A 10,818-nucleotide genomic window follows, 5' to 3' on the forward strand; every position below is an offset into this window, starting at 1 on the left:
TTGGACAACGACAGCCTCGCTACTGCTGTACGTAATGGGTTTCCAGAAAACGATTGCAGAGCTCTTCGATATTTTGGGTCGGCGACAGCACGAAATCAATAAATGTTCGAGCAATAGGCGTCAGATGCTTGGACTGGTGATGCACCAAATGCCAACTACGATAGAGGGGGAAGTTTTCCACCTCCAATTCAACCAGGCAACCGGTTGCCAACTCCAACGTAATACTGTGACGGGATACGGCCGATATTCCCAGTTCAGCCATCACTGCCTCCTTGATGGTTTCACTGCTTCCCAACATCATCGTAGGTTGAATATTGACCCCTTCCCCGATCAGGTATTCCTCAACGGCTTTCCGGGTACCCGAGCCCATCTCCCGAAAGATAAAGTCATGCTTCTCCAGCTCAACCAGAGGAATATTCCGCTGCTTTGCCAAGGGATGTGAGGGACTGGCGATAGGCACAATGGGATTATCAACAAAGGGATAACAGGTCAGCGGCATTGCCTCAGGTACTAGCCCCATAATCACCAGATCATCCTTATTATCCTTGAGACGTTGAATGATCTGCTCCCGGTTCACGACATCGAGCCGCAGTTTCACCTTGGGAAACTGCTTATGGAAGGCGCCTAACAGATGCGGAGTAAAATGCTTTGCGCTGGTGACCGCTGCCAGGCGAAACTCACCCTCTAATCCACCCTTCATTGCACTCAGTGTCATCTCCAGATTGTCAAAACGGACAAACAGATCGGTACAGAATTCATAAAGTTCTTTACCCGGTGATGTCAGTGACAGAGATTTGCCCACCTTGTCAAACAATGGCAATCCAATGTGCTCTTCCAGCTGTTTTAACTGAATGCTGACGGCAGGCTGAGTCATGCCCATTTCATTGCCCGCTGCCGTATAACTCATCAGAGTGGCAACCTTATGGAAGACCTTTAGTTGATGTAGAGTGGCTCTCATCCCATATACCTTTATTAATGATTAACATAATTTATATCAATTTTTACTAATGAGCCAATCAGGGTACAGTAGCGCCTACAAAATTCAGTAACGGCACCCGTGGGGACGATCCTCCACAAGCTGCCAACCAAGCCGAGGTAACGACCATGACTCACGATCGCTTCGACGCACTACTGGTGGGCTCAGGAACAATGAGCGCCACACTTGCTACTCTTCTGAAAGAGCTTGACCCCACCCTTCGAATCGGCATGGTGGAACGTCTCGATGCTGTTGCCCAGGAGAGCACTTCCGGCTGGAACAACGCAGGTACTGGCCACGCCGCCTATTGTGAGCTGAATTATACGCCCGAAAGCAATGATGGCGTGGAGATCGGTAAAGCCCTCAGCATCAACGCTGCCTTTGAATTGTCACTGCAACTTTGGAGTTACCTGGTTCAACAGCAAACCCTTCCGGCTCCGCAACACTTCATCAATCCGACCCCCCACTGCAGCTTTGTTTGGGGAGATGACAATGTCAGCTTTCTGAAACAGCGATTCGAACAGATGAGTCAGCACCACCTGTTTCAGGGCATGGAGTACAGTGAAGACCCCGAGACAATTCAAAACTGGATGCCTCTGGTAATGGACGGCAGAGACCCCACCGAACCGGTTGCTGCAACCCGCATGGTACAGGGAGCAGATGTCGATTTTGGCTCCCTGACACGTAATATGGTCGACTCTCTGCAACAGCAAGAAGATTTTGATCTGCTACTGAACCATGAAGTTAGCGAACTTGAGCAACTGGCCGATAGCCGCTGGCAGATAACTCTATGCGACCGTAGCTCGGGCCATAAAAAGACTCTGAATAGCGCTTTTGTATTCCTCGGGGCAGGAGGTGGCACATTGCCATTGTTGCAAAAGTCCAATATTCCAGAATCCAAAGGATACGCCGGCTTTCCCGTTAGCGGTCAATGGCTGGTCTGTAAAGACCCGGAAACCGTTGCTGCCCATAGCGCAAAAGTCTACGGTAAGGCCGCCATTGGCGCACCGCCCATGTCGGTACCCCATTTGGATACCCGCGTGATCGACGGCCAAAAAGCCCTTCTGTTCGGCCCTTTTGCCGGCTTTACTACCAAGTTTCTCAAGCATGGATCCCTGATGGATCTGCCGGGTTCTGTACGCACCGACAATCTGATGCCCCTGACCTCCGTCGGTATCAACAACCTGGATCTTACCCGATACCTGATCAAGGAAGCTTTGCAGTCCAACGAATCACGCATGGAATCACTGCGTCACTACTTGCCTCTGGCCAAGAGTGAAGATTGGACGCTGGCCACGGCTGGACAGCGAGTTCAGGTCATCAAGAAAGACGCCAAGGGCAAAGGCTCCCTGGAATTTGGTACCGAAGTAGTCACCTCCAAAGATGGCTCCCTTGCAGCCCTGATGGGTGCTTCACCAGGTGCCTCTATCGCCGTTCAGGCTATGCTAAATGTGCTCAACAGCTGCTTCAAAGAGAAGATGCAAAGCAGTGACTGGCAGCAAAAAATGCGGACTATGATCCCCTCGCACAACACTTCTCTGATTGAGGATGCGGATCACCTGCGAAACCTCCGCCCACAGACGCTTGAAACCCTGGGCCTGTTCAACGCTAACAGCACTAAGAAACCTGCCGATCGTGTCATCCTTCCAATTGATCAGCATCCGGATTTCCCCCATAAATCCAGCCAGACCGAGCAAGCGAAGCGAGACAGCAGCCAGAAATACGCACAATTATCATCCATCAAGCAACCACTCAAGGCCGCTTCAAACGACGACATCAAAGGCCCTAACAGAGCCTAAGCAGGCCAAGCGAACCCCCTAAAAAAGGCTATCGGGTCTCCACAAAAAAGCCGGCAAACGCCGGCTTTTTTGTTCCTGGTATCAGGGCCACTTAACTTGCGTTTTGTGCCTTAGCCTCACGGCGGTAGGCATGCAACAGCGGCTCGGTGTAACCATTGGGTTGCTCCATGCCCTTAAACACCAGATCACAAGCTGCACGGAAAGCAACCCCATCATAGCCTGGCGCCATAGCCCGGTAAGTAGCATCACCGGCATTTTGCTCGTCCACCACAACAGCCATACGCTTCATGGTTTCCATCACCTGCTCTTGCGTACAAACACCGTGACACAACCAGTTAGCGATATGCTGGCTGGAGATTCTCAAAGTAGCACGATCTTCCATCAAGCCAACATTATTGATATCCGGCACTTTCGAGCAGCCGACACCACTGTCGATCCAGCGTACTACATACCCCAAAATACCCTGGGCATTGTTGTCCAATTCCTGCTGAATGTCCTGCTCGGTCAGAGTCGATGGATCAGCCATCACAGGAATCGTCAGAATATCATCCAGGCTGGCACGAGCACTGTTGGCCAATTCATTTTGACGAGCAACAACATTCACCTGATGGTAATGGGTACTGTGTAAAGTAGCGCCATTTGGCGACGGCACCCAGGCGGTATTCGCGCCCGACTTGGGATGTCCAATTTTTTGCTCCAGCATGGCGGCCATTTCATCCGGCATGGCCCACATTCCCTTACCTATTTGCGCCTTACCTTGTAGCCCACAAGCGAGCCCCTTGTCGACGTTCCAATCCTCGTAAGCATTAATCCAGGGCTGAGCCTTCATTGATGCCTTGGGAATCATGGCACCCGCCAACATGCTGGAATGGATCTCATCACCGGTACGATCGAGGAAGCCGGTATTAATAAAGACAACCCGCTCTTTGGCTACACGAATGCATTCCTTGAGGTTAATCGTAGTGCGGCGCTCTTCATCCATAATCCCTACTTTGAGGGTATTGCGAGCCAGCCCTAGTGCATCCTCGATGCGAGCAAACAGCTCACAGGTGAACGCGACCTCTTCAGGACCGTGCATCTTGGGCTTAACAATATAAACCGAGCCACTGCGGCTGTTGCCTCGCTCACCACTGCCTTTCAGGTCGTGAATCGCAGCCAGGACAGTAACCATGCCATCCAGAATACCTTCAGGGATCTCATTGCCATCCTTGTCCAACACCGCATCAATGGTCATTAAATGGCCAACATTGCGGACAAACAGCAAGCTGCGGCCATGTAATACCAACTCACTACCGTCGGGGGCTGTATAGCTACGATCATCACTTAAGCGGCGAGTCACGGGCTTGCCAGCTTTCTGGAAAGTATCCTCCAGCGTACCTTTCATCAGTCCCAGCCAATTACTGTAAACCTCTACCTTATCCTCAGCATCGACCGCGGCAACCGAGTCTTCGCAGTCCATGATAGTGGTGACAGCAGCTTCAACCAGTAAATCCTTAACGCCAGCCGCATCACCTTTACCGACAGGGGTAGAAGCATCGACCTGAATTTCGATATGCAAGCCATTGTTCTTCAGCAAAACAGAGGTAGGCGCGGACGCCTCACCCAGGAATCCAACAAACTTTTCGGGCTCGGCCAGAGTGACGACATCACCATCCCGAAGGGCTACTGCAAGTTGACCGTTTTCAACGCGGTAGGCGGTAGAATCCTTGTGGCTCTTGCCACCAGTAAGAGGGGCTGCAGCATCCAGGTGGTTACGGGCAAACTCGATAACCTTAGCACCACGAACCGGGTTATATCCTGTACCTTTTTCAGCGCCACCCTCTTCTGAAATTGCATCGGTCCCGTACAAGGCGTCATACAAACTGCCCCAACGAGCATTCGCAGCGTTCAAAGCAAAACGAGCATTCTTGACCGGAACAACCAGCTGAGGACCTGCTTGTGAGGCAATTTCCGTATCAACATTCTGAGTTTCTACCTTAAAGTCATCCCCCTCAGGCAGCAGATAACCAATCTCGGTCAAAAAGCTTTTATACGCGGCCGCATCATGAGGCTGTCCTGCATGCTCTTTGTGCCATTGATCCAGCTTCGCCTGAAAATCATCCCGCTTGGCCAGCAAGCTGCGATTTTTAGGGCTCAAATCGTTCAGGATTGATTCGAGCTCAATCCAGAAAGTAACGGCCTCAACACCAGTACCTGGAGCAATTTCGTTATTAATCAGGTTGTACAGTTCTTCGGCGATCTGGAGCCCGCCTTGCTGGATTCGATTGGTCATAGTCTAAGAGCCTCTAGTTTTGCCAAACGCAATAGTAGTGCACTCTGCGTACAGAGAGTTGCAGCGATTGTAATGAGCCGCCTTAAATTCCGCTAATTTATAGCTGTTATTCCCGATATTCTTTTAATGAATAGCTAGCAACTCATTTATGCGCTCACGTTAACAGAAAAGCAGTGCAACGGGAGGGCCGGCATCCCGGAACCAATTCCATCATACGGAAAGCTTTTATTAATGTTATAAATTGAAGTAATTAAGACTCACTAAATAAAACGCAAATATCCATATAATTCAGAATCTTAGGATAATATATTAAATATATTTCTAGTTTTTATTTTGCCTAAATATGATCAATTATCATGATAGAACCTGTACGCATTTATGCTTATAGCTGGCCACTATTAATTCCGGTATACCTGAGCCCTCTTACCGGATGGTGGGATTTATTCAGCATTCTTTACCTGAATAACAGAAATAAGCGACATTTATTTCAATTATGCAATCACAATCCCTAAGATTGCCGGCGTAACACAACCCCACCAGTCCGCTGGTAAGTTGCAAACCTACTTTCCTACTTTAAAGGATCGACCATGTCTCAATACGCAAAAGATATCGATACTGCTGCAACTCTGATCAATTCTCAGGGCAGCCCTTGGGATGCGATTAGCGCAGAATCTGTCGCTCGCATGCGCGCTCAGAACAAATTCAAAACCGGTCTGGACATTGCCCGATACACCGCCGACATCATGCGCGCCGACATGGCCGCCTTTGATGCCGATAAGACCAAGTACACCCAGTCTTTGGGCTGCTGGCACGGCTTCATTGGTCAGCAAAAGCTGATCTCTATCAAGAAGCACTTCGGTGGTAAGACTGATCGTCGCTACCTCTACCTGTCTGGTTGGATGGTTGCTGCCCTGCGTTCTGACTTCGGCCCTCTTCCTGATCAGTCCATGCACGAGAAAACAGCTGTTGCTAGCCTGGTTGAAGAGCTGTACACCTTCCTGCGCCAAGCTGATGCCCGTGAACTGGGTGGTCTGTTCCGTGAGCTGGACGCCGCTCGCGAAGCTGGTGATTCTGCCGCTGAAGCCGCTGCTCAAGACAAGATCGACAACCACGTCACTCACGTCGTGCCCATTATTGCTGATATCGATGCCGGTTTCGGTAACGCTGAAGCAACTTACCTGATGGCCAAACAGATGATCGAAGCCGGCGCTTGCTGCCTGCAGATCGAAAACCAGGTTGCTGACGAGAAGCAGTGTGGTCACCAGGACGGTAAAGTTACCGTACCTCACTCTGACTTCCACGCTAAGATCCGTGCCCTGCGTTACGCTTTCCTGGAGCTGGGTGTCGACAACGGCGTTATCGTTGCGCGTACCGACTCTGAAGGCGCTGGCCTGACCAAAGAAATCGCCGTTGTTAAACAGCCTGGCGATCAGGGTGACGTTTACAACTCCTACCTGGATGTTGAAGAAGTTTCTCCAGAAGACACCGCCGAAGGTGATGTTCTGATCAGCCGCAACGGCAAACTGGTTCGTCCTAAGCGTCTGGCTTCTGGCCTGTATGAATTCCGCAAGGGTACTGGTGAAGAGCGCTGCGTATTTGATTGCGTAGAAGCCATCAATGCCGGTGCCGACCTGCTGTGGATCGAAACAGCCACACCTAACGTTGCCGACATCGCTGGCATGATGAACGAAGTTCGTAAAGTTCACCCTGACGCGAAGCTGGTGTACAACAACTCCCCTTCTTTCAACTGGACGCTGAACTTCCGCCAGCAGGCCTACGATTCCTGGGTAGCTGAAGGTAAAGACGTTTCTGCCTACGACCGTGCAAACCTGATGTCTGCTGAGTATGACGATTCTGAATTGTCTGCCGAAGCCGATGCTCGTATCCGTACATTCCAGGCTGACAGCTCTCGTGAAGCAAACATCTTCCATCACCTGATCACTCTGCCGACTTATCACACTGCTGCGCTGTCTACTGACAACCTGGCAAAAGAGTACTTCGGTGAGCAAGGCATGCTGGGTTATGTTGCTGGCGTTCAGCGTAAAGAGATCCGTCAAGGTATCGCCTGTGTTAAGCACCAGAACATGTCAGGCTCTGACATGGGTGACGATCACAAGGAATACTACGCTGGCGAAGCTGCACTGAAAGCCGGTGGAGCCAAGAACACTTCTAACCAGTTCAGCTAAGCTGAATGGGCTATCTAACCTTGACTACCAAGGCTTAGATTAGAAGTGTTTGAAAAGGCGGCCCCTGGGAAACCTGTGCCGCCTTTTCTTAAACTTGTTGCAAGAGCTCACAAAGCGAGACCGATGATGAACGTTCCAACCAACTTACAAGATGCAAAGGATTTACTGACCAAAGATGGCTTTGCGGTTGGAAGCACCTGGTATCATGGTACGTCGTCCACTTTGCTTGCATCAATCGAACAACAGGGCTTAAAGCGCTCTGGCGATAAAGCGTTAAAACAAACAACCAAACAGATAATGGCTACGATCGGCAATAGCTACACCGAAACTGTTGAGCCAGTATTTCTGACCCAAAGCAAAGAGCTGGCCTTCTATTGGGCAACGCAAACGGTAAAACAGCGCGCCGCTCATACTGGAATCGAAGAGGCTCCCGCAGTTCTAGCGATCAATCTCCCCGAGGAGATCAATACAACCGTCAAACCTGACGTAGGCGCTGCAAGTCTGTTGTTGGTCGAAGGCAATGATTATTTAGAGTACCTCGCCAACCTCTACAAAGAACACGGGTTTGATGCCCCAGTGATGAATCCAGCAAAATCAGACCGTCTGGATTATTTAAACAAGCTGGGCATGGCGTATATAAACGCCGACATTGATGCCGAACATCTTCAAGCACTCACCTAAAAGCGACTGATTGCTAGATAAACAATTTAATAAGCAACTGCACATAAAGCCACAGGCACTCATTTTCAGCAGTTGATACCTTTTCTTGCTCAGACCGCTTCGGCGGTCTTTTTTTTGCCCTCAATTTGGTGCCGACAGGGTTACCCCTCCAAAAAAGACCGGAACTACAAACACGCCTCCCTAGTGTGGGGTACGAACCTCTTTGGCCACATCGGAAATGAGTCGCCGCAGCCATTGGTGACCCGGGTTGTGCTGCAACAGCGGGCTCCAGGCCATTTTCAGCTCGATAGGAGGAATGTCAAAGGGAGGCGCCTTGATGACAATCTCAGGATTATTTCGCTGCAACTCAGCCGCCCTGCTCGGCAAGGTCGCGATAAGGTCTCGCTGTTGCGCCAGCAGCATTGCGACCTGATAATGCCGGGTAAAAACTGCAATATTGCGCTTCTTTTCCAACCTTGCAAGCGCCTCATCTACCCAGCCAAGTCGTTGAACATCCTTTGGGTCAACACCCACCCCCACACCCATACCGGTTTTACTCACCCAGATGTGCTGAGAGCTCAGGTAGGCGTCCAGGTCAAAGCGATCAACCAGCGGATTATCGACACTCATCAAACAGGAAAACCCGTCTAACCATACCGTTGTCTGATGGAAAGACTGAGGCATCTGGTCGAACCGGTTAATCGCCATATCGACACGGCCCTGCTCAACATCAAGAAAGCTGACATCACTCGGTGTCAACATATCCAGGGTAACCCCGGGTGCTTCGGTCCTTAGACGGGTAAGAACACGGGGAATCAGGGTTGCTTCGGCATAATCACTGGCCATGATGCGAAAAACACGCGCCGTGGTCAGGGCTTCGAAATCCTTCTGTGGCTGAACCGCCTTATCGATGGTCGCTAGCACATTGCGAATCACCGGCTGCAGCTCCAGCGCCCGCTCCGTGGCCGTCATCCCCTCACTTGTTCGGATCAACAAGGGGTCCTCAAACAGGTCGCGTAAACGACGCAATCCATTACTCATCGCGGGCTGGGTAATTCCCAACTGGTTTGCGGCTCGAGTGACGTTCCGCTCTCGCAGGAGCACATCCAGATAAACCAGCAAGTTGAGATCAACGCGATTTACATTCATACGTTTAATGCCGCCTTAGAAGTCCATAAGCAAGCAAAATTATGACAAAAACTCGCGCCACTGTCGCCCGAAAAAACAAGGCAATAACGGACTATTTATCCCGCCGCATTGAGAAGCAACTGATAATAAATTTTCACTGCCTCCAGATAACCCTCAACCGTGACCCGTTCATTCGTACCATGAAACCCTTTTAACTCTTCCGGCCCAAGAGTAACCCCCAGAAAACGAAGACTGGAATCCGTTACGGATTCAAAATGCCGGGCATCCGTAGCTCCGATTACCAACCTTGGAGCAACCACCAACTGCGGATCCTGAATCACCTCACGAATCGAGCGCGAGAGTATCTGGTATCCATAACTCTCAGTCGAAGAGACACCCGAAGGCTCGGACACAAATCCGTAAGGTTTAATAGACACCAATGGATCATCAACCAGCGCCGTTACTCGATCAGTGACCGTGGCTGACGTCTCCCCTGGCAAGATACGGAAATTGATCACCGCTTGCGCCTGTATGGGCAAAACATTGTCTTTAACACTGCCCTTGAGCATGGTCGGCGCCGTCGTCGTGCGCATACCCGCTACCAGCGCCGGGTTTTCAGGCAAAAAATGCCCTATGAAAGGCTCAAACAACCAGGCATTGGCAAACAGCAGGCGCTGGACAAAGGGAATATCAGAGCCCAGGTGAGAGATAAATTCACCCGTGAATTCCATCGACAAGGGAAACGGCTGCGACTGGATACGCTCGACAGCTCGAGCCACCCGACCTGCCGCCGTCGTAGTCGGCGGCTGCGATGAGTGACCACCCGTATCCTGAGCGCTCAACGAAAGACTCAAATAACCTTTCTCTGCCGGCCCAATCAACGCGACAGGTCCGTCCATTCCAGGCACGATACCCCTGGTAATCGCCCCACCCTCGTCCAACAAAAACTCGAGCTCAACCCCACGCTTCTTGAGCAGCTTTGCAATAGCCAGTGCGCCCTGCTGACCCCCAACCTCTTCGTCATCTCCGAACGCCAGATAGATTTCACGTTCAGGCACAAAACCTTGACGTAACAGCGTTTCGACCGCCTCGAGAATGCCAAGTACACCCGATTTATCATCCAGCGCACCACGCCCCCAGACAACCCCGTTTTCAACGACACCACCGAACGGAGGATGAATCCAGAGCTTCTCAGTACCCGGTATCACCGGCACGACATCCATATGGGAAAGCAACAAAATCGGTTTCAACGAAGCGTCACTACCCGGCCAGCGTATCAGTAAACTGTAACCACCTACCGTTTCCACTTGAAGCCTGGAAAATACAGCTGGAAAGCTGCTTTTTAGGTACTCGACAAAGGGGCCAAAGGTCGCGGGATTTTGTGGGCCGGGACCCGGACGCGATATGGTTTTAAATCTGAGCGCCCCGGCAAGTCGGTTCACCGCACCCGACTCGTCGAGCAGCACCTGGGCTGGCTCGACAACCCCTTGCGAAGCAGGCTCGGAAAACAGCTGCGTCCTTAACAGCAAAACCACAAGCAACAATAACAAGCCAGCTGCCAAAATCAGAAGAATTCTTTTCATTGTTGTATCTCTAATTTGCCAAGCGATACATGCTAGCGAAGCTTGGCAACGAAGACCATACAAACGATTGTTTGAATCCAGAAATTGGGCAAGAAAAAGCCCGGCATAAAGCCGGGCTTAAAAAGTGGCGTCCCCTAGGGGGTTCGAACCCCTGTTACCGCCGTGAAAGGGCGGTGTCCTAGGCCACTAGACGAAGGGGACAAAACCTTCTTGG

6 protein-coding genes, 1 tRNA gene and 1 pseudogene are annotated in these 10,818 nt (G+C 51.0%); 3 read left to right on the forward strand and 5 right to left on the reverse strand.

The annotated features are described in order from the left end of the window. Positions 1–19 precede the first annotated feature (19 nt). Entirely contained in the window at positions 20–958 is a 939-nt protein-coding gene (locus MIB40_RS04500; RefSeq protein WP_249691293.1) for a LysR family transcriptional regulator, read from the reverse strand. A gap of 143 nt (positions 959–1,101) precedes the next feature. Between MIB40_RS04500 and mqo the strand changes: the two are divergent. Next, positions 1,102–2,775: pseudogene (mqo, locus tag MIB40_RS04505) on the forward strand (malate dehydrogenase (quinone)); the annotation flags it as partial. Positions 2,776–2,866: 91 nt separating this feature from the next. On the opposite strand, the gene MIB40_RS04510 reads toward mqo, so the two are convergent. Beyond that, a complete protein-coding gene (locus tag MIB40_RS04510; protein WP_249691296.1) occupies positions 2,867–5,047 on the reverse strand; it encodes a malate synthase G in 2,181 nt (726 codons plus the stop codon). A 587-nt stretch (positions 5,048–5,634) separates the two neighbouring features. Between MIB40_RS04510 and MIB40_RS04515 the strand changes: the two genes are divergently transcribed. Beyond that, positions 5,635–7,233, forward strand: a complete 1,599-nt coding sequence (locus MIB40_RS04515; protein ID WP_249691298.1) for an isocitrate lyase — start codon at positions 5,635–5,637, stop codon at positions 7,231–7,233. A 123-nt stretch (positions 7,234–7,356) separates the two neighbouring features. Further along, a complete protein-coding gene (locus tag MIB40_RS04520) occupies positions 7,357–7,914 on the forward strand; it encodes a hypothetical protein (RefSeq protein WP_249691300.1) in 558 nt (185 codons plus the stop codon). Positions 7,915–8,094: 180 nt separating this feature from the next. Here the strand turns inward: MIB40_RS04520 and MIB40_RS04525 are convergent, their stop codons facing one another. From MIB40_RS04525 to MIB40_RS04535, 3 genes are all read right to left on the reverse strand, one after another. Further along, positions 8,095–9,042 carry a LysR family transcriptional regulator gene (locus MIB40_RS04525; protein ID WP_249691302.1) on the reverse strand — a complete coding sequence of 316 codons (948 nt, stop codon included), beginning with the start codon at positions 9,040–9,042 and terminating at the stop codon, positions 8,095–8,097. Between the two features lie 95 nt (positions 9,043–9,137). Then, positions 9,138–10,604, reverse strand: coding sequence for a M20 family peptidase (locus tag MIB40_RS04530; protein ID WP_249691305.1), 1,467 nt, complete (start codon positions 10,602–10,604; stop codon positions 9,138–9,140). 125 nt (positions 10,605–10,729) lie between these two features. Continuing rightward, a tRNA-Glu gene (locus MIB40_RS04535) sits at positions 10,730–10,805 on the reverse strand. Positions 10,806–10,818: the final 13 nt, after the last annotated feature.

Origin of the sequence: Aestuariirhabdus haliotis, assembly GCF_023509475.1 — a bacterium.
Lineage (GTDB): Bacteria > Pseudomonadota > Gammaproteobacteria > Pseudomonadales > Aestuariirhabdaceae > Aestuariirhabdus > Aestuariirhabdus haliotis.